Source organism: Arthrobacter sp. Y3221160, assembly GCF_059092585.1.
This window is the reverse complement of the sequence record NZ_JBNHHU010000001.1, coordinates 2,393,591-2,410,839: the sequence shown is the minus strand read 5'-3', so window position 1 is coordinate 2,410,839 and position 17,249 is coordinate 2,393,591. Positions and strand designations below refer to the sequence as shown.

14 protein-coding genes and 2 riboswitches are annotated in these 17,249 nt (G+C 68.4%); of the genes, 8 read left to right on the top strand and 6 right to left on the bottom strand.

Annotated elements, in window-relative coordinates; translation table 11 throughout:
- Positions 1-32 precede the first annotated feature (32 nt).
- A complete protein-coding gene (locus AC5RWG_RS11275; protein WP_494166928.1) occupies positions 33-1,271 on the bottom strand; it encodes an acyl-CoA dehydrogenase family protein in 1,239 nt (412 codons plus the stop codon).
- Positions 1,272-1,347: 76 nt separating this feature from the next.
- Positions 1,348-1,462, bottom strand: a riboswitch (SAM riboswitch).
- Between the two features lie 326 nt (positions 1,463-1,788).
- On the opposite strand from AC5RWG_RS11275, the gene AC5RWG_RS11270 reads away from it, so the two are divergent.
- The gene (locus tag AC5RWG_RS11270; RefSeq protein WP_494102008.1) at positions 1,789-2,745 is read left to right on the top strand and encodes a zinc-binding dehydrogenase; all 957 of its coding nucleotides are present in this window, start codon (positions 1,789-1,791) and stop codon (positions 2,743-2,745) included.
- Between the two features lie 63 nt (positions 2,746-2,808).
- On the opposite strand, the gene AC5RWG_RS11265 is transcribed toward AC5RWG_RS11270, so the two are convergent.
- Positions 2,809-3,225, bottom strand: a complete 417-nt coding sequence (locus AC5RWG_RS11265) for a CoA-binding protein (RefSeq protein ID WP_494075885.1) — start codon at positions 3,223-3,225, stop codon at positions 2,809-2,811.
- 137 nt (positions 3,226-3,362) lie between these two features.
- Complete coding sequence (locus AC5RWG_RS11260) at positions 3,363-4,661, bottom strand: alpha/beta hydrolase (RefSeq protein ID WP_494166927.1); 1,299 nt, start codon at positions 4,659-4,661, stop codon at positions 3,363-3,365.
- A gap of 120 nt (positions 4,662-4,781) precedes the next feature.
- Here AC5RWG_RS11260 and AC5RWG_RS11255 point away from each other — a divergent pair, with 120 nt between their 5' ends.
- A complete protein-coding gene (locus AC5RWG_RS11255) occupies positions 4,782-5,324 on the top strand; it encodes a helix-turn-helix domain-containing protein (RefSeq protein ID WP_494024831.1) in 543 nt (180 codons plus the stop codon).
- 131 nt (positions 5,325-5,455) lie between these two features.
- Here AC5RWG_RS11255 and AC5RWG_RS11250 read toward each other — a convergent pair whose 3' ends face one another.
- Positions 5,456-5,821, bottom strand: a complete 366-nt coding sequence (locus AC5RWG_RS11250) for a VOC family protein (RefSeq protein WP_494102006.1) — start codon at positions 5,819-5,821, stop codon at positions 5,456-5,458.
- Between the two features lie 361 nt (positions 5,822-6,182).
- Between AC5RWG_RS11250 and AC5RWG_RS11245 the strand changes: the two genes are divergently transcribed.
- The 4 genes from AC5RWG_RS11245 to AC5RWG_RS11230 all read left to right on the top strand — a co-directional run bounded on the left by AC5RWG_RS11245 (position 6,183) and on the right by AC5RWG_RS11230 (position 11,223).
- Positions 6,183-7,022, top strand: a complete 840-nt coding sequence (locus AC5RWG_RS11245) for an ABC transporter ATP-binding protein (RefSeq protein WP_494075888.1) — start codon at positions 6,183-6,185, stop codon at positions 7,020-7,022.
- 105 nt (positions 7,023-7,127) lie between these two features.
- Positions 7,128-8,171 carry an aliphatic sulfonate ABC transporter substrate-binding protein gene (locus tag AC5RWG_RS11240; protein WP_494166926.1) on the top strand — a complete coding sequence of 348 codons (1,044 nt, stop codon included), beginning with the start codon at positions 7,128-7,130 and terminating at the stop codon, positions 8,169-8,171.
- A complete protein-coding gene (locus AC5RWG_RS11235) occupies positions 8,171-9,094 on the top strand; it encodes an ABC transporter permease (protein WP_494101015.1) in 924 nt (307 codons plus the stop codon). Before AC5RWG_RS11240 ends, AC5RWG_RS11235 begins: the two co-directional genes overlap by 1 nt.
- Positions 9,085-11,223, top strand: coding sequence for an acetate--CoA ligase (locus AC5RWG_RS11230; RefSeq protein WP_494166925.1), 2,139 nt, complete (start codon positions 9,085-9,087; stop codon positions 11,221-11,223). Before AC5RWG_RS11235 ends, AC5RWG_RS11230 begins: the two co-directional genes overlap by 10 nt.
- 197 nt (positions 11,224-11,420) lie before the next feature.
- Here AC5RWG_RS11230 and AC5RWG_RS11225 read toward each other — a convergent pair whose 3' ends face one another.
- Complete coding sequence (locus AC5RWG_RS11225; RefSeq protein ID WP_494157306.1) at positions 11,421-12,311, bottom strand: endonuclease domain-containing protein; 891 nt, start codon at positions 12,309-12,311, stop codon at positions 11,421-11,423.
- A gap of 140 nt (positions 12,312-12,451) precedes the next feature.
- The gene (malQ, locus tag AC5RWG_RS11220) at positions 12,452-14,653 is read right to left on the bottom strand and encodes a 4-alpha-glucanotransferase (protein WP_494166924.1); all 2,202 of its coding nucleotides are present in this window, start codon (positions 14,651-14,653) and stop codon (positions 12,452-12,454) included.
- 221 nt (positions 14,654-14,874) lie between these two features.
- A riboswitch (SAM riboswitch) is annotated at positions 14,875-14,969 on the top strand.
- 91 nt (positions 14,970-15,060) lie between these two features.
- Here malQ and AC5RWG_RS11215 point away from each other — a divergent pair.
- The gene (locus tag AC5RWG_RS11215) at positions 15,061-16,536 is read left to right on the top strand and encodes an O-acetylhomoserine aminocarboxypropyltransferase/cysteine synthase family protein (protein WP_494002028.1); all 1,476 of its coding nucleotides are present in this window, start codon (positions 15,061-15,063) and stop codon (positions 16,534-16,536) included.
- Positions 16,533-17,030, top strand: a complete 498-nt coding sequence (locus AC5RWG_RS11210; protein ID WP_494166923.1) for a CoA-binding protein — start codon at positions 16,533-16,535, stop codon at positions 17,028-17,030. The genes AC5RWG_RS11215 and AC5RWG_RS11210 overlap by 4 nt, the downstream gene beginning before the upstream one ends.
- Positions 17,031-17,249: the final 219 nt, after the last annotated feature.

Sequence of the window (17,249 nt, the reverse complement as noted above, 5' to 3'; positions counted from 1 at the left end):
CTGCGGGCAGGGTGGGCGGCGTCCTGCTCCGCTCAGGTGTAGAGCGAAATCGGCTGGACGTCGCCGAGCAGGTAGTTGGCGCCGACCTCGACCTTCTTGTAGTCGACCGTGTCGTGCAGGGTGTGCGTGCGGATGTTGCGCCAGAAAATGTCCAGCCCGACCTCGGTTTTCGCGGAGGACGAGCCGGTGGTCTCGAAGATGCGGTTCGCCACGTCCACCCCCACCTCGGTCGACACGACCTTGAGCCTCGCAATTTCGAGCGCGAGGTCCGCCCGGGCTTCGGCGCTCAGCTGCGCGCCGGCGGCAATAACAGCGTCGAACCTGGCGTTCGTCCGGTCGGCCAGGGCCTCCACCGCGGCGACCCGCGACACCAGCTCGCCGTAGACCCGCTGGGTCAGCGGGTCCTGGGCATAGGTCTCCTGCGTGCTGAGGAACCAGGAGTTCCGGCGCGCCAGCGTGATCCGGCGTCCGCGGTCCAGCGCCCCCTGCGCGATGCCCAGGTAGAGGTTGCCGAAGGCCAGCTGGATGTACGGGGTAACCAGCGTGGAGAAAGGCTCCTCCCCTACCTCGCCGATGATGTCCGCTTCGGTGACCTGCACGCCGTCGTACTTCACCGAGCCACTGGCCGAGAGCCGCTGTCCGAGCGCATCCCAGTCCCCGAGGTATCCGATGCCCGTTCGGTCATGCTCCAGCGCGAGGGCCAGGAACTTGCCCCGCTCAGGTCCGGCCGCGATCACGGCATTGACCAGGATGGCGTCGCCGACGGAAGCGCCGGTGGAGAAGTGCTTGGTGCCGTTCAGCCGGAAGCGGTCGCCGTCGGGAACAAGTTCCAGATTCGGGTCCACCGGGTTCACGGAGTCGCCCCAGGACCAGCGGCCCCGCGCGGAGCGGCGGAGCAGTCGTTCCTGGACCTGCGCATCACCGTAGAACACGACGGCGCCCAGGTTGGCGTAGTGGTAACCGAGTATTTGCGCGATCGACGCGTCCGTGCGGGCCAGGATGCGCACGGCGTGCAGCGCGCTCTCCCAGTGCCCGCCCTCGCCGCCCCATTCGGCCGGGATAATCAGGTTGAGCAGGCCCGAGTTGCGCAGCAGCTCCACCTCGGCGTGCGGGTCGGCGTTGCGTCGGTCGCGCTCCAGCACGTCCGGGGCCAGCGCGGCGGCAACGCCTTCGGCTACTTGCTGCCATCGGGCCAGTTCCTCGGCGGTAGCCTGTCCGGCCCACGGGGCTCGGCGGGTTTGCGGGTTGTTGGCGGTCACGACGGCGGTCATGTTGGCTCCTCACGGCGGGGCTCCCATCCGGACCCGCGGCGCAGCAACCCGTCACGGTTGGGGCGCAGCCCGGAGGGGGCCGTACTTGCCGGGCACGGTGTTGTGCGCGGCCGGATCCTCATCTGGGGCACCCCGCTACGGGAGAGGGTTGCCGCCCAACCAGCCAGAGCTTGTCGTTGGGACTCTTGATCTCGGAGTCGAGTATGCCGGGGCCGAGCCGGCGCAGGGAAGCACATGACAGGCCATGACATTCTGCTGCCGTTTGTTACGGAAACCGCTTCTGATGACGACGACGGCCCGTCGCCCCAGCCGGCTCCGGGGGCTGGGGCCGGCAGGCTCCGCCCGGCTCCACGGGCTGGGGCTGCAGGCTTCCGCCCGGCGCATTGAGCCGTGCGCATTCCTCTGCGCGGCTGTCCCCTACTGGCCTGGTTACGAGGGGACTACCGTGGAGGTGCACTGCCAATATGGCCGGGCCGGGACGGGCACCGTCCGCTGGCCGTCGTACGGGAGGTTCATCATGAAGGCATGGCAATTTGTCGGCACGAAGAAGCCGCTGGAGCTTAATGAGGTTCAGGAACCCCACGCTGGCCCCGGTGAAGTGGTCGTCGACGTCAAGGCGTCGGGGGTCTGTCACTCGGACGTCTCGACGCTCGATGATCCGGGATGGATGGCGCTGTTCCAGCACGGCCTGCCCCGCACCATGGGCCATGAATCCGCCGGCGTTATCAGCGAGGTCGGCGAGGGCATGGACCATTGGAAGATTGGCGACCGCGTAGGCCTCTCTCCGGTGATGTCCGACGGGGACGCATTGGGTTACGGGAAGTGGGATGGAGGCTTCGCCGCCAAGCTTCGCGCGACCGACGACAATCTCGTCGCCCTGCCCGACGAAGTGCCGTTCGACCTCGGCGCGATGGCGACCGACGCCGGCTTGACCGCCTACCATGCCATGATGGCGGTCGGCGGGGCGAAGAACGGCATGAAGGTCGGTGTCATCGGCCTGGGCGGACTGGGCTACATCGGTGCACGCTGTGCCGCGTTGGTCGGCGCCGAGGTGTACGGCGCCGAGGTCAATCCGGAAACCCAGAAACTGGCCGACGAGATCGGATTGGCTGGCGTCGGCGCCTCGATCGAAGAGTTCAAGGACAAGAACCTGGAGCTGATCGTGGACTACGCCGGCTTCGGCACCACGACCTCGGCCGCCATCGAAACACTCGCGGAGTTCGGCACCCTGGTTCAGGTGGGCATGGGCCGGTTGGAATCGACCATCAATACCTACCCGATCATCATCAACCAGCTCTCCATCAGGGGCTCAAAGTCCGGTACCAAGGAGGATCTTGCCGGCATCTACGAGCTGATGAAGACCGGTCAGCTCAAGCCACCCATGAACCACATCAAGCATGCCGACATTCCCGGCGCAATCGACAAGCTTCGCGCGGGAGGTGTCGTCGGCCGCTTCATCGCCATGTACGAGTGATGCGCGGACTCGAGGCGGCCGTCCGAAGGCGGGGCAGGGCTGACCGCAGCCCATGAGCGGCTGTTACAGCCCGAAGCGCGGAGCCTCGATGGCCGGGCAGGTATCCATGACGACGTCCAGTCCGGCCGCCTTGGCCCGTTCCGCGGCGGCTTCGTCGATCACGCCCAGCTGGAGCCACACCGCCTTGGCACCGACTTCGATGGCCTGGTCCACCACCGGGCCGACCTTCTGCGAGTTCACGAAGCAGTCCACCACGTCGATCTCGCCGGGAATGTCCCCGAGCTTTTGGTAACCGGTCAGGCCGAGGACGTCGTCGCCCTGCAGGTTGACGGGGACGACTTCCATGTCCAGTTGGTCCATCAGGTACCGGGAGATGCGCATGGCCACCCGGTGCGGGTTCGTGGACAGGCCGACGACGGCCCAGCGGCCGGGGGTTTCCAGCAGCCGCCGGACGACTTCAGGGTCATTCTGGTGTGCCATGGCTCGACCCTACCCGCGACTCTTCGGCACCGGAACCGCTGCCGGCCCTCTCCCCCTCAGCCGCCCTCATCGAGGAGTCGGCAGGCGCCCTCAAACCGTCGGTTTAAGGGCGCCAGCTGAACAGTCGATGGTTCGGGCTAGCCGGCCAACCGGGCCGCCGCTGCGTCGGCGTGCTCCGCCACCCAGTTCCCCACCAGCTCCAGCACTTCAGCGTCCACGGGCTCGCGGATCTGGCGCTTGTAGTCGGAGAGGGTCGGAACCTTCGGGTCGCGGCGCAGCAGGTGCGAGAGGTCCTCGACCTTCCTCGTGGTCACCGGACCGGGGACGGTGGCCGCGATGATGTCCAGGTCGGCCGGGTCCACCTGCACGTCCTTGGCGCCCGTGATGGCCAGCACCGGCATGTGCAGGCGCTCCAAGTTCGGAACGGGGTCGAAGTCGAGGAACTCCCGATGCCAGAGCGCATTGATCTTACGGCCCTGCATGCGCACCACGTCCTCGGTGGTGGCCCCAAGTTTTTCCACCGACTTCGCCTGCACCTTGACCAGGTCCTGGCGGAAAAGCTTCAGCAGCAAGCGCGGGAAGGCGGGCAGCGAGTCGCTGATCTGGGCCGTCTGCCACCTGCCTGTCTCAAAGCCTGTCTGCGCCGAGGCTGAAAGCAGCACAGCCCCATCCCCACGTGTACCGGAATATGCCGCCACGGCAGCCGCGTGGTAGCTGCCTTCGCTGTGGCCGACCAGGAACACCGGGAGGCCCGCGGCCTTCTGGGCGGCCATCCAGCGGAGGGCGGCCGCGGCGTCGTCGGTGTTCTGACGGAAGCCGGCCGCCCAGAAGGTGCCTTCCGAGTCGCCGGTACCGCGCTTGTCGTAGCGCAGCGAAGCGATTCCGTGGCCGGCAAGTGCCGTCGCCACGTCACGGCTGATGCCCAACGGCATCCGTTTGTGGTCGGCATTGCGGTCGATCGGTCCCGAGCCCGGCAGGATCAGCGCGGCGCCGCGGACCGTTCCGGCCGGTTCAGCCCAGGTCCCCGTCAGCTGAACGGTCCCGGACGGGAAGCTGACCACTTCTTCGGTGAACGCCTGACCGGCGGGCAGGCCGGCGGCCTTCCGGATCCGGGCCGCAACATCCTCGGCGTCGGGAAGCGACACGACCACCCGGGCGTACTTTTGCCCGTCCAGGTCAAGCTGAACTGCCGGGGTGCCGCGGCGGGCGACGGCGAGGGTCTTGCCGCGGCCGCGCCACGTTCCCACCCGAGTCCGTCCCGGGATCGCAAGCCCGGGAGCCCGCAGGCCGTGGACGCCGTCGAACGCATCCGCGAGCACCCGGACGGAGGTCACCGCGGACAGCGGGAATCGCTGGTCGCCGAGCAGCCCCGCAACTTTCTCGAATCGATCCAGCTCCAGCAGAACCTCCTTGTTCTCCACCACTATCGCCGCCACCGCGCCTCCCTTCGGGTCGTTTATTGCTCGTGTCTTGGTCGTTTGGTCGCCCACTTGGTTACCGGACAGTACGATTATTATCAGTTGTAGGAACAATGTCAACTATGAGAACGTTGAGCCATGTCCTCCTCACAGAGCGCCGACCTGATCCTGCACCCCGTACGCCTGCGGATCGTCCAGACGCTGCTGGGCAACCGTGCGCTGACCACGGCGGAGATCTCCGCCGAACTCCCCGACATTCCCACCGCGACGCTTTACCGGCACATAAGCACGCTCTCCAAGGCCGGCGTGCTGGCGGTGGCCCAGGAGAGACCGGTTCGCGGCACCACCGAACGTACCTTTCGACTGGACGTAGCCAGGAGTTCAGTGGCCGAGGACGATCTGGCGTCCATGACGGCCGATGACCACCGGCGCGGCTTCATGGCCTTTGCGGCCGGGCTGCTGGGTGCCTTCGACCAATACATCTCCGGGGGGAATCCGGACTTCGTGCGCGACGGGGCCGGTTACCGGCAGACCGCCCTCTGGATGACGGACGAAGAGTTCGAGGATTTCACCTCCGCCATCAGGGCTGCCGCAGAGAAGGTGGCGGCCAACGGCCCTGAGGAGGGGCGGCACCGCCGTTTGTTCTCCACGGTCCTCATCCCGGCGGATCCGCCCGCCTGACTGACCGCCCCGCCGGGCCCGCACCGGGAGCAACGTCCACATCGGCGGCACATGGGCGGGAGGAGACGGCGGCGACACCCTAGCGAACGGGGGCATCGCCGTCGTGATGACCCCGAGAGGGCGGGCCGGCGTTACGCGTCCCAGCAGAGGCAGAAGGGGTGTCCGGCGGGGTCGGCGTACACCTGGAACCCCGAGGCGGACGCCGGGTCATCGGCCGGCTTCAGCAGCTTGGCACCCAGGGACGTCGCCTGTTCATGGGCGGCCGCGAGATCGTCTATGTAGAGGTCCAGGTGGATCTGCTGCGGCGTCCCGTCCGGCCAGTCGGGCGGAATGTGGTTGGGCGCAAGCTGGAATCCCAGCCGCGAATCGCCGTCCACCATGACCGTGTGCCAGTCGTCTTCGGCCTCGACCGTCCCGTCCAAGAGGCCGGCCCAGAACGAACTCTCCGCCGCGAGGTCGGCGGCGTCGAACACGATGATCTGTCTGCTGATTTTCATGCGGTCATCCTGCCACCGAGCCGAAGTTGCGTCCATGGTTAGCGGGGATGCGCCTGTTTCCCCGGCGGGTTCCCCCACGAGTGGTTCGCGCCTTTGTTACGGCAGATTGTCATTCCGCCTTTGTTACGGGTCATTATTACGGGCAGTTTGCCGGGAGCCCCGCCCGTGCCGTTTAGTTGGTGGTGACCATCCCGAGCGGCCGAGAGACCTGGATCGACGACGCCGCAGCAACCCTGGTCACCGGAAGCCCACCCAGGCTGCCGGTGATAACGAGGTGACAAGCCACGGGTACGGCCGGCGATTGCCGGGCCGCACGGCTTGCTCCGTAGGGTGCTACTGCCAGGATCGATGGAGTGATCCCATGACTGCAGTACTGTCGTCGTCCCGCCACGCGGCTCCCGTTGCCGCTGCACCCGCGGCCCGTTCCGACTCCGCGCTGGCCGTTTCCTTTCGCGCCCTGAACCGCACGTTCGGCACGGGAGCACAGGCCCACACCGTGCTGCGCGACGTGAACTTCGAGGTCCGTCCCGGCGAGGTGCTGGCCATCCTGGGCCCGTCAGGCTGCGGCAAGTCCACCTTGCTCCGCGCCACCGCAGGCCTCGACGCGCCCAGCGCCGGCGCGGTGGAAATCGACGGCACTCCGGTCCAGGGCATCGACTCCCGCTGCGCCGTCGCGTTCCAGGAACCCCGGCTGCTGCCGTGGCACACCCTGCAGGCCAACGTGGCCATCGGCCTGCCCAAGAGCTCCAGCGCCAAGCAGGGCAAGTCCAAGGTCGCCCGGCTGCTGGACCTGGTCGGCCTGGCCGCCTTCGCCAAGCACCGGCCGCGCGAGGTCTCCGGCGGCATGGCCCAGCGGGCATCCCTGGCCCGGGCCCTGGCCCGCAACCCGGGCGTGCTGTTGCTGGACGAACCGTTCGGCGCGCTGGACGCCCTGACCCGGATCAAGATGCAGGACCTGCTGCTCGATATCCACGCTGCGGAACCCACCACCGTGTTGCTGGTGACCCACGACGTGGACGAGGCCCTGCAACTGGCGGACAGGATCATCGTGCTCGGCACGGAAGAGGGCCGCGAGGACGACGGCGCCACGATCGTGCGCACCGTCGACGTTCCCGGCAGCCGCCCGCGGGATCGCGGTTCGGTCGAGTTGGCCCGAATGCGCCGCTCGCTGCTCGAAAGCCTCGGCGTCGACGGCCATTAGGGCCGCCCTCGCCACCCACAAATCACGCAATGCCCGGCCGTTCGCGCCCGAAAGTCATCCGTAACGGAATTTCTCCTGTTCCGCACCCCATCCAAAGGAACCACTATGTCTCTTGCCAGCCGTTTCTCCCGCCGCCCGCTCCTCGGCGCCGCCGCCGTTGCCGCCACCGCTTCGCTGGCCCTGACCGGCTGCGTTGCCGGTGAGGATTCCGAAGCCACCGCCGCCGCGGGCACCGGCGACGGTGTGCTCAACATCGACTTCGCCACCTACAACCCGCTGAGCCTGGTCATCAAGGAAAAGGGCTGGCTGGAGGCCACCCTGGCCGACGAGGGCGTCGAGGTGAACTGGGTGCAGTCGGCCGGTTCCAACAAGGCCAACGAGGCGCTGCGCTCCGGAGCGGTCGACGTCGGCTCCACCGCCGGTTCCGCGGCGCTGCTGGCCCGCGCCAACGGCTCGCCGATCAAGACCATCAGCCTCTACTCGCAGCCGGAATGGGCCGCACTCGTGGCGCTGCCCGACTCCGGCATCGAGTCCGTCGAGGACCTCAAGGGCAAGTCCGTGGCCGCCACCAAGGGCACCGACCCCTACTTCTTCCTGCTCCAGTCGCTGGAAGAGGCCGGCCTCTCCGCCGACGACGTCACCGTGGAAAACCTGCAGCACGCCGACGGCCTGACCGCGCTGAAGCAGGGCTCGGTCGACGCCTGGTCCGGCCTGGACCCGATCATGGCCGGCGCAGAAGAGGACGGCGCCGAGCTGTTCTACCGGAACCTGGACTTCAACACCTACGGCTTCCTGAACGCCACCGAGTCCTTCCTGGAGGAGGAGCCGGAGGTCGCCCAGGCCGTGGTGAACGCGTACGAGAAGGCCCGCGCCTGGGCCGCCGAGAACCCGGAGGAAACGGCTCAGATCCTGGCCGACGTCGCCGGCCTGGACCTCGAGGTTGCCACCAAGGTGATCACCGAGCGCAGCAACCTGGACGTTGAAGCGGCCCCGGGCGAGAAGCAGCGCGCCGTGCTGGCGAAGGTCGGGCCGGCATTCGTCGAGACCGGCGACGTGAAGAGCCAGGCCGACATCGACGAGGCCCTCGCCACCCTGCTCGACGATTCGCTGGTGAAGCAGGCCGATCCGTCGGCCATCAAGGAATCCTGATGACGCACTTCGGTAATCCCGGCGCCTCCGGCGCCAGCATTTACGCCACCAGTCAGGACGGCCTCTCGGCCACCGGCGTCCTCAAAACCGCGGGCGCGCCCCGGCCGGAACAGGACGGCCCCTCGACCGAGCGCTCCCCCGCCAACGGATGGTCCCCGACCGGGGTGCTCGGCAACGGCTGGGCCCGCCTGCTCCTTGGCCTGCTGCTGCCCGCCGCCCTGCTCGCTGCCTGGCAGTGGAGCACCTCCGCCGGCCTGTTCAGCTCGGTCCAGCTGCCTGCTCCTGCGGCGGTCGTCGAGGCCGCCGTCGACCTGATCCAGCGCGGCGAACTGGCGCAGCACGTGGCCATTTCCACCCAGCGCGTGCTCCTGGGCTTCGCTTTTGGCGCCGCCCTCGGCCTGGTCTTCGGCGCGCTGATCGGGCTGTCCAGGGTTGCCGATGTGCTGCTCTCCCCCACCATCGGGGCGCTCCGCGCGGTGCCGTCGCTGGCGTGGGTGCCGCTGCTGATCCTGTGGATGAAGATCGGCGAGGACTCCAAGGTCACGCTGATCCTGATCGGCGCGTTCTTCCCCGTGTTCACCACCGTCTCGCTGGCCCTGCGCCACGTGGACAAGAACCTGGTGGAGGCCGGCCGCGCGTTCGGACTCAAGGGCGTGAAGCTGCTGACCACCGTGCAGCTGCCGGCCGTGGTGCCCGCCGTGTTCTCCGGACTGCGGCTGGCCCTGGCCCAGGCGTGGCTGTTCCTGGTGGCGGCGGAACTGATCGCCTCCTCCATGGGCTTGGGTTTTCTGCTCACGGATTCGCAGAACAACGGCCGCACCGACCGGCTGCTGCTGGCCATCGTCCTGTTGGCCATCATCGGCAAGATCACCGACGCGCTCCTGGGAGTCGCGGAGAAATGGGCAGTCAAGAGATGGGCATAGAAGTAGCCGAAACCGCCGGCGGCCGCCGCGCCGTCGGGAGCCCCGCCGTCGTCGGTCAGGAAGGGCCGGCGCCGTACCGCGACCGGGTGACCGAATGGCCGGAGCCGCAGACCGAGGCCGAGCGGATTGAGTTCTGGGAGCGCGCGGCGGCCCGGCTTCAGTGGGCCGAGCCGTGGCACACCGCGCACTCCGCCACCTCCGTGGACAGCGCCGCGCGGCGGGGGCCCGAGCTGCGCTGGTTCGACGGCGGCACGCTGAACGCCGCGGTCAACTGCGCCGACCGTCACGTCGAAGCCGGCTTGGGCGATAAGGTGGCGCTGCACTTCGAGGGCGAGCCCGGCGACCGCCGGACGGTGACCTACCGCGAGCTGCAGGAGCTGGTCTCGCAGGCCGCCAACGCGCTGCTGGCGCTGGGCGTCGGCAAGGGCGACCGCGTGGTCATCTACCTGCCGGTGCTGGTGGAAACCGTCGTGATCACGCTGGCCTGCGCGCGGATCGGGGCGGTGCACTCGCTGGTCTTCGGCGGCTTCTCCGCGGAGGCCCTGAAGTTCCGGGTGGAGGACACCGGCGCCAAGCTGCTGGTCACCACAGACGGCCAGTACCGCCGGGGCACCGCCGTCCCGGTCAAGGCCAACGCAGATGCGGCCGTCGCGGGCGAGAACGCGATCGAGCATGTGCTGGTGATCAACCGCACCGGCCACACGGACATCAACTGGGTGGAAGGCCGGGACGTGTGGTGGCACGACGTCGTCGAGACGCAGCCGCGCGTCCACGAGGCCGAGGCGTTCGACGCCGAGACGCCGCTGTTCATCATGTACACCTCGGGCACCACCGGCCAGCCCAAGGGCCTGGTCCACACCACCGGCGGGTACCTGACGCAGGCCTCGTTCAGCCACTCGTACCTGTTCAGCAACCCGGATCCGGACGCGCGCGAGGCCGACGTACACTGGTGCACCGCTGATCTGGCCTGGGTCACCGCGCACACCTATGAGATCTACGGGCCGCTGAGCAACGGCGTCACGCAGGTGATCTACGAGGGCGTGCCGAACGCCCCGCACCCCGGTCGGCACTTCGAGGTCATCGAGCGTTACGGCGTGACCAGTTACTACACCGCGCCCACGCTGGTCCGGTCGCTGATGGGCTGGTTCCCCGACGGCATTCCGGCCGAGTACGACCTGAGCTCCATCCGCCTGTGCGGCACGGTGGGCGAGGCCGTGAACCCGGAGGCCTGGCGCTGGCTGCGAACCCAGGTGGGGCGGGATTCGCTGGTCGCCGGGGACCCGTCGTCGGGCGTGCCGATGGTGGATACCTGGTGGCAGTCGGAGACCGGGGCCACTGTGCTCTCGCCGCGCCAGACCGATGCGTCCTTCAAGCCCGGCTGCGCCACCCGCGCCTTGCCGGGGCTGGCCACCGACATCGTGGACGACGGCGGCGCCCGGGTGGGTGCCGGCGAGCAGGGCAACATTGTGGTCACCAGGACCGGGCCGGCGATGGCGCGGACCGTGTGGGGCAACCCGGAGCGCTACTTCACGTCCTACTGGGAAAAGTACGCGGCGCAGGGCTGGTTCCTGGCCGGCGACGGTGCCCGCTTCGACGCCGACGGCGACATCTGGATCCTGGGCCGCACCGACGACGTCATCAACATCTCGGGACACCGGCTGTCCACGATCGAGATCGAGTCCGCGCTGGTCTCACACCCGGCGGTGGTGGAGGCCGGCGTCTGCCCGACCTACGACGCCAAAACGGGACACGCGGCCACGGCTTTCGTGGTGCCGCGCGACAAGTCGCTGATCGGGACGAGGGTTGCGGGGCTGACGGCCGCAGCGCAGGCCCCTGAGCAGCCGGAGGCCGGTCCGGCCTCCGGAACGGCGACGGCCGCGCAGGCCGCGGAAACTACGAAGCAGGCCGCGGCAATTGCGGCCTTGCGGGACCACGTTGCCACGCAGATCGGGCCTATCGCCAAGCCCCGCGACGTGGTGTTCGTCCCCGACGTGCCCAAGACCCGCAGCGGCAAGATCATGCGCCGGCTGCTGACCCAGTTGTTCGAGGGGACGGAGCTGGGCGACACGACCAGCCTGCAGAACGAGCCGTGCATCGCCCAGATTAAGGCCATCTGCGACGCACGCTAAACTTCTCCGCCTTCACCGGCCGTGCCACCCGAGGCCGGCCAAAACTCCCCAAGTTTTGGCCGGCCGCTTGGCGTCACCGGCCGTTCGCTCCCACGTCTCAGCGGAGGCTCACGACGTTTCTCCTAGTCAGGGCGATATGACCCTTCCGAAACGAGGGAAGTTTGTCCTATACGTGGGAGCGAACCCAGGCTGGTCCGTCAGGCCGACCTCCGCAGCATCGTCAGGACCTCCGCGACCACGCGTTCCGGCGCGAAGACCAAGTCTTCGTAAACGTATCTAAGGGTAGGCAGCCCTCTGAGCATGCCCGCGTTGTTCCGTCTCCGGTCTTTGAGGAAGGTCGCGCGATCCCAGTGGAAGTCGAATCCGTCCAACTCAATGATGAGGCGGCCTTCCACCAGCATGTCCACCCGCCCGAGCCCCCGGATCAGCACCTGTGTTTCCACGTGGAGCCCGGCAGCGCGAAAGAGTTCCCGGGCAATGACCTCCAACGGCGAGTCGGCGTCATGGCCTATGCCCTGCACCAACTGCCGCCGCAAGCTGTTTCGTGTTCCCGGCAGACGATCCATAAGCTCTGCCTTCGAAACCCGTCTGAGGCGTACCGCTGACTCGGCTATAACCAGCGCCTCCAAGCGCGGCCGGCAGCGGATTGCGTGCAGCACACAATCCAGGGTCCCTACGTAACCCCACCTCCCCTCGGCTGCGAGCCTGCCACGGTGCTTGATCACGGTCTCAGGTTGTCTGCCATGGTCCGCCCAGAGATGCAATTGGGGCGGGTCTTTCACTGTCCAGAGTCCCAGCTCCCCGGCGGCCGAGACGCAGGTGATGAGCCCGCCAGCCATCATCGCGATGCGCAGATCGGCATCCGCATTGGCAGTGCCTACTAGCCCCCGTCGAAGGGACGTCACGGCGCCCGACGCGACGGCCACCTTGATCGCATCCGGTCCGATGCCCGCCCGGCGCAGGTCCCTAACGAGGGCTGTTCCTCCTCTTTTCGCCACCCAGCCGGCGATCATTTCGGGAGTCTGCATGTAATCGAGGATGACCGCACCCTTCGGCCGCCACCACTGCCGGCCCGAAATTGTGGACATCGGATGACCAGCAATGAGTAGCGGCCGCCGAACACCTGCGAACGGACTGCATCGCCGGCGCCGAAGACTTCCCGGCCCAGTTGAACCTGCCAGTCCTCCGGCGGGGCCGCGAGGGGCTTCCCGGCTCGGCGTGGACCCGCCTAATCCTGACGCAGGGCGCGCACCAGCGAGTTGAACCGCTCGTTGGCGGCCAGGTCCTCGATCAGGACCGACGCCCCGTCCGGCCCGGCCAGCGGGATCCGCCAGTTCGGGTATTCGTCCGCGGTGCCCGGCTGGTTCTGGGTCCGAAGCTCCCCCACAGCGTCAGTGAGCGCAACGCCCAGCAGCACCGAGGGGGTCTGCGTGATGAACGCGTGCAGCGCCTCGACGGTGCGTTGTTCGGCGGCGGGGCCGGCGCCGTCGTCGTGCTGTGGCGCGGCCGGAACCCGCGAGCGCACCATGGAGAGCACTGCCTCTTGGGCTGCCTGGTCCAAAGCCCGTTCCTCCTCCACGGGCCGGTTCAGCAGGCCCAGCGATTCGCGCAACTCCACGTGCTTGCCCGCCAGGTAGCCGGCGGTGGGCGGCAGGTCGTGCGTGGTGACGCTGGTCAGGCAGGAACGGCGGTACCGCTCAGGTGCGCGGGGGCTGCCGTCCTCGTACTCAAACCACAGGATGGAGGTCCCCAGGATGCCGCGCTCGGCCAGGTAGTCCTGCACGCCCGGCTCGAACACCCCGAGGTCCTCACCAATAACGACGACGCCGGCCCGTTCCGCTTCCAGGGCGAGGATGCCGATCAAGGCCTCGTGATCGTAATAAACGTAGGCGCCTTCGCTGGGAGGGCTGCCGGCGGGGATCCACCAGAGCCGGAACAGCCCGAGGATATGGTCCACCCGGATGCCGCCGGCGTGCCGCAGGACGGTCCGCAGCATGTCCCGGTAGGCAACATAGCCGGATTCGGCCAGGCGGTGCGGATGCCACGGGGGCTGTGACCAGTCCTGGCCCTGTTGGTTGAACATGTCCGGCGGCGCCCCCACGGAGATGTCGGGGGTCAGCACATCCTGCAGCGTCCAGGCATCGGCGCCGGTGGGATGGACGCCGACGGCGAGATCGTGCACTATCCCGATGTTCATTCCCGCATCGAGGGCGCTGGCTTGCGCCGCCTCGAGCTGCTCGTCGCACAGCCACTGCAGCCATTGATGGAACTCGCTGCGGTCCTTCAGCTCGCTCCGCTGTGCTTCGACGAAAGGGGCATCGGACCACTCCGGTGCCCCGGCCGGAACAGTTTCGGCCATGGCACACCACAGGGCAAAGCGCTCCAGCCCCTCGCCTTCCTGCGCGCGGAAGGCTTCGAACCGCTGCTGCCGTTCCGCGGACCGGGGCACCGCGAAGACCGTTTCCAGAGCCTGCAGCTTGGCCGCAAAAACCGGGTCGCGGTCCAGGATGACGGCGTCCAGGTTCGCGTCGTGGAAGTTGTTGGCCAGCGGGACGCCGCTGGCTTCGGGCACGTCCTCGACCCGCAGGTACAGGGGATTGACGAACCGGCGCGTGGAGGGCAGGTAGGGCGAGGGCTCCACCGGCGGTTTCGGCTGCGCCGCGTGCAGCGGGTTGATAAGGACGAACCCCGCACCCTTGGCCGCGGCCGTCTCGGCGAGGCTGGCCAGGTCATGCAGGTCGCCGATGCCCCAGGAGGACCGCGAGCGCACGGAGTACAGCTGTGCCATCAACCCCCACGTCCGGGGCAGGCGGTCCGCGGTGGTCAGGCGCCGCGGGGTGACCACGAGGGCGCACCGCGCCTCGCTGTCGGATGGCTCCGGGGCCGCGCCGGTCCCGGCCTGCATCACCTCCGGCATTTCCGGGGCCGCGCCGGTCCCGGCCTCCATCGGCTCGGATCTTTCCGCGGCCGCGCCGGTTCCGGGCTCCATCGACTCCGGCCGTTCCGCTACCTCCAGCGTGTGCCAGCCCAGCGGGATGTCCGCCGGCACCACCGCCGTGAAACGAACAGGCGGGGCACCTTCCGCATCCTCCGACCCGCCGGCCAGCACCTCGACGTCGCGCCGGGAGCCGTCCTCCAGCAGGATCCGGACCCGCGGACGGACGCCGGGCCGCGCATTGACCGGAACCTCGGTGGCACTGCCTTGGCGGACGACGACGGCGGGCGGCAGCGTGCGCTGCACCGGTGCCAGTTCAGCGGCCCGGAGGGAAGCCGTCACATCGTCGTCGGTGGCGCAGGGGACGTCCAGCGCGGTGAGGACGGAAACCAGCGTAGCCTCACTGACTGTTTTCTCGCCCCCATCCCAGCCGCGGAAGGTAATGCCAACGCCATGTTTCCCCGCGAGGCGCTGCAGCGCCGAAAGTTCAGCCATAGACCCAATCTACGGTGAACTGTCCGGACCCGGGAACGTCCCTCCTCGGCCGGGCCTGCGAAGATAGTGGCCGCAAGAGGCGAGCGCCGCCGTCGTACCGGGCCGCCGCAAGCCCGGGGCCACCGCAAGGCGTGCCGCCTCAGGGCCCGGGCGCCCACAGCCCGGACGCAACGCGGCTCAACATTTTTTGGTGCCGCGGCCGTTGGTTGCGAGAATGGACGGGACCATCCCGAGCGGTTGAGAGATCTGGCTCTTTGACACCGCAGCAACCATCCGGACGCCACCGGAAAGGTGCTACCGCCAGAAGCGATGGAGAGAGCGCAAGCAATCTTTGATCCGGACGGTGCCTGCCGGTGCCGCCAGGACCGTCATTCCGGGAACCCAAGTTTTGAAGGAGCAACCGCCTGATGGCTGAACGCACATTCGGTTTCCGCACCCGTGCCCTGCACGCCGGCGGCACGCCCGACGCCGAGCACGGTGCCCGGGCCGTACCGATCTACCAGAGCACCTCGTTCGTGTTCAAAGACACCGACGACGCCGCGAACCTCTTCGCGCTGCAGAAGTACGGGAACATCTACTCCCGCATCGGCAACCCCACGGTCGCCGCGTTCGAGGAGCGCATCGCCTCGCTCGAGGGCGGCATCGGCGCGGTAGCCACGTCGTCGGGCATGGCCGCCGAGTTCATCACCTTCGCGGCCCTGGCCGGGGCGGGCGACCACATCGTGGCCTCGTCCAAGCTCTACGGCGGCACCATCACCCAGCTGGACGTGACGCTGCGCCGGTTCGGCGTGGAGACCACGTTCGTCGACTCCAACGACCCGGCCGACTTCGCCGCGGCCATCGGGGAGAACACCAAGGCCGTCTACACGGAGATCGTGGCCAACCCGTCCGGCGACATCGCGGACCTCGCGGGCCTGGCCGCGGTGGCTCACGACGCCGGGCTCCCCCTGGTCGTGGACGCCACCCTGAGCACGCCCTACCTGATCCGCCCGATCGAGCACGGCGCGGACATCGTGATCCACTCCGCCACCAAGTTCCTGGGCGGCCACGGCACCACGCTGGGCGGCGTCGTCGTTGAATCCGGGCGTTTCAACTGGGGCAACGGCAAGTTCCCGCAGATGACCGAGCCGGTGCCCAGCTACGGCAACGTGTCCTGGTGGGGCAACTTCGGCGAGTACGGCTTCCTCACCAAGCTCCGGTCCGAGCAGCTGCGCGACATCGGCCCGTCGCTGTCGGCACAGTCCGCGTTCCAGCTGCTGCAGGGCGTGGAAACGCTGGCGCAGCGGATGGACGAGCACCTGGCCAACGCCCGCACCGTGGCCGAGTGGCTGGAAGCCGACGAGCGCGTCTCCTGGGTCAGCTACGCCGGGCTGCCCGCGCACCCGCACTACGAGCGGGGCCGGAAGTACCTGCCCAAGGGCGTGGGCTCCGTGTTCAGCTTCGGCGTCAAGGGCGGCCGCACCGCGGGCCAGAAGTTCATCGAATCGCTGCAGCTGGCCAGCCACCTGGCCAACATCGGCGACGCCCGCACCCTGGTGCTGCACCCGGGATCGACCACCCACCAGCAGCTCACCGCCGACCAGCTGGTGGCGGCCGGCGTGCCCGAGGACCTGATCCGCATCTCCGTGGGTCTGGAAGACGTGGACGACATTCTCTGGGATTTGGACCAGGCGCTGGCCGCCTCGCAGCAGGCCGGCGCCGAGCACGGCCCCAGCCGCGACCATGAGGACGCCGCGTTCGACAGCTCCGAGTTCGCCTCGCCCAGCTATGCCGGCGAGTCCTGCACGATCCCGGCGGAGCGTTCCCCCCGGACAGAGCCCGGAACGCGCGTGGTCGAGTCCGTCGAAGAACTGATCGAAGCCGAAGAAGGAGCCGCCAAGTGACCGCGACACCGGAACGCACCTGGATCGGCCCGTCCGCCGCGGAGCGTCTGAACATCCTGCGCAACACCAAATCCATCGCCATCGTGGGTGCCTCGGACAAGCCGAGCCGGGCCAGCTACTTCGTGGCCACGTACCTGCTGTCCAGCTCGCCGTACAAGGTGTATTTCGTGAACCCGGTGGCGAAGGAGATCCTGGGTCAGCCGGTGTACAAGTCGCTGGCGGACCTGCCCGAGGTGCCGGACCTGGTGGACGTCTTCCGCAGGCACGACGACCTGCCCACCGTTTTGGAGGAAACCTTGGCCGTCGGCGCCAAGACGCTCTGGCTGCAACTGGGCTCCTGGCACGAGGAGGTCGCCGCCGAGGCCGAGGCCGCCGGCTTGAACGTGGTGATGGACCGTTGCGTGAAGATCGAGCACGCCCGCTTCCACGGCGGCCTGCACCTGGCCGGCTTCGACACCGGGGTGATCTCCTCCAAGCGGCAGCTGACCGCCTAGAGGGCCTGCCGCCCCGAGCGCCTGCCGCCCCGAGCGCCTGCCGCCCCGCCGGCCTGCCGCCTCGAGCGCCTGCCGCCCCGCCCCTTGTCCCCCGGCCTTCCACGTGGAGGGCCGAGGGACAAGGGGCGGGTTTTTTCCTGCCCGGAAGTAGACGGAAAGAGCCTTCAAGGATTTCCCCAAGGTCCTCGTCGGATGCTGTGGCCAGCCACACATCACTCG

Excerpts from the sequence above, each read along its gene's own strand:
- AC5RWG_RS11250 (WP_494102006.1), bottom strand. The coding sequence starts at position 5,821 with ATGAAAATCAGCAGACAGATCATCGTGTTCGACGCCGCCGACCTCGCG.
- AC5RWG_RS11230 (WP_494166925.1), top strand. The coding sequence starts at position 9,085 with ATGGGCATAGAAGTAGCCGAAACCGCCGGCGGCCGCCGCGCCGTCGGG.
- AC5RWG_RS11235 (WP_494101015.1), top strand. The coding sequence starts at position 8,171 with ATGACGCACTTCGGTAATCCCGGCGCCTCCGGCGCCAGCATTTACGCC.
- AC5RWG_RS11265 (WP_494075885.1), bottom strand. The coding sequence starts at position 3,225 with ATGGCACACCAGAATGACCCTGAAGTCGTCCGGCGGCTGCTGGAAACC.
- AC5RWG_RS11215 (WP_494002028.1), top strand. The coding sequence starts at position 15,061 with ATGGCTGAACGCACATTCGGTTTCCGCACCCGTGCCCTGCACGCCGGC.
- AC5RWG_RS11245 (WP_494075888.1), top strand. The coding sequence starts at position 6,183 with ATGACTGCAGTACTGTCGTCGTCCCGCCACGCGGCTCCCGTTGCCGCT.
- AC5RWG_RS11270 (WP_494102008.1), top strand. The coding sequence starts at position 1,789 with ATGAAGGCATGGCAATTTGTCGGCACGAAGAAGCCGCTGGAGCTTAAT.
- AC5RWG_RS11240 (WP_494166926.1), top strand. The coding sequence starts at position 7,128 with ATGTCTCTTGCCAGCCGTTTCTCCCGCCGCCCGCTCCTCGGCGCCGCC.
- AC5RWG_RS11225 (WP_494157306.1), bottom strand. The coding sequence starts at position 12,311 with ATGTCCACAATTTCGGGCCGGCAGTGGTGGCGGCCGAAGGGTGCGGTC.
- AC5RWG_RS11255 (WP_494024831.1), top strand. The coding sequence starts at position 4,782 with ATGTCCTCCTCACAGAGCGCCGACCTGATCCTGCACCCCGTACGCCTG.
- malQ (WP_494166924.1), bottom strand. The coding sequence starts at position 14,653 with ATGGCTGAACTTTCGGCGCTGCAGCGCCTCGCGGGGAAACATGGCGTT.
- AC5RWG_RS11275 (WP_494166928.1), bottom strand. The coding sequence starts at position 1,271 with ATGACCGCCGTCGTGACCGCCAACAACCCGCAAACCCGCCGAGCCCCG.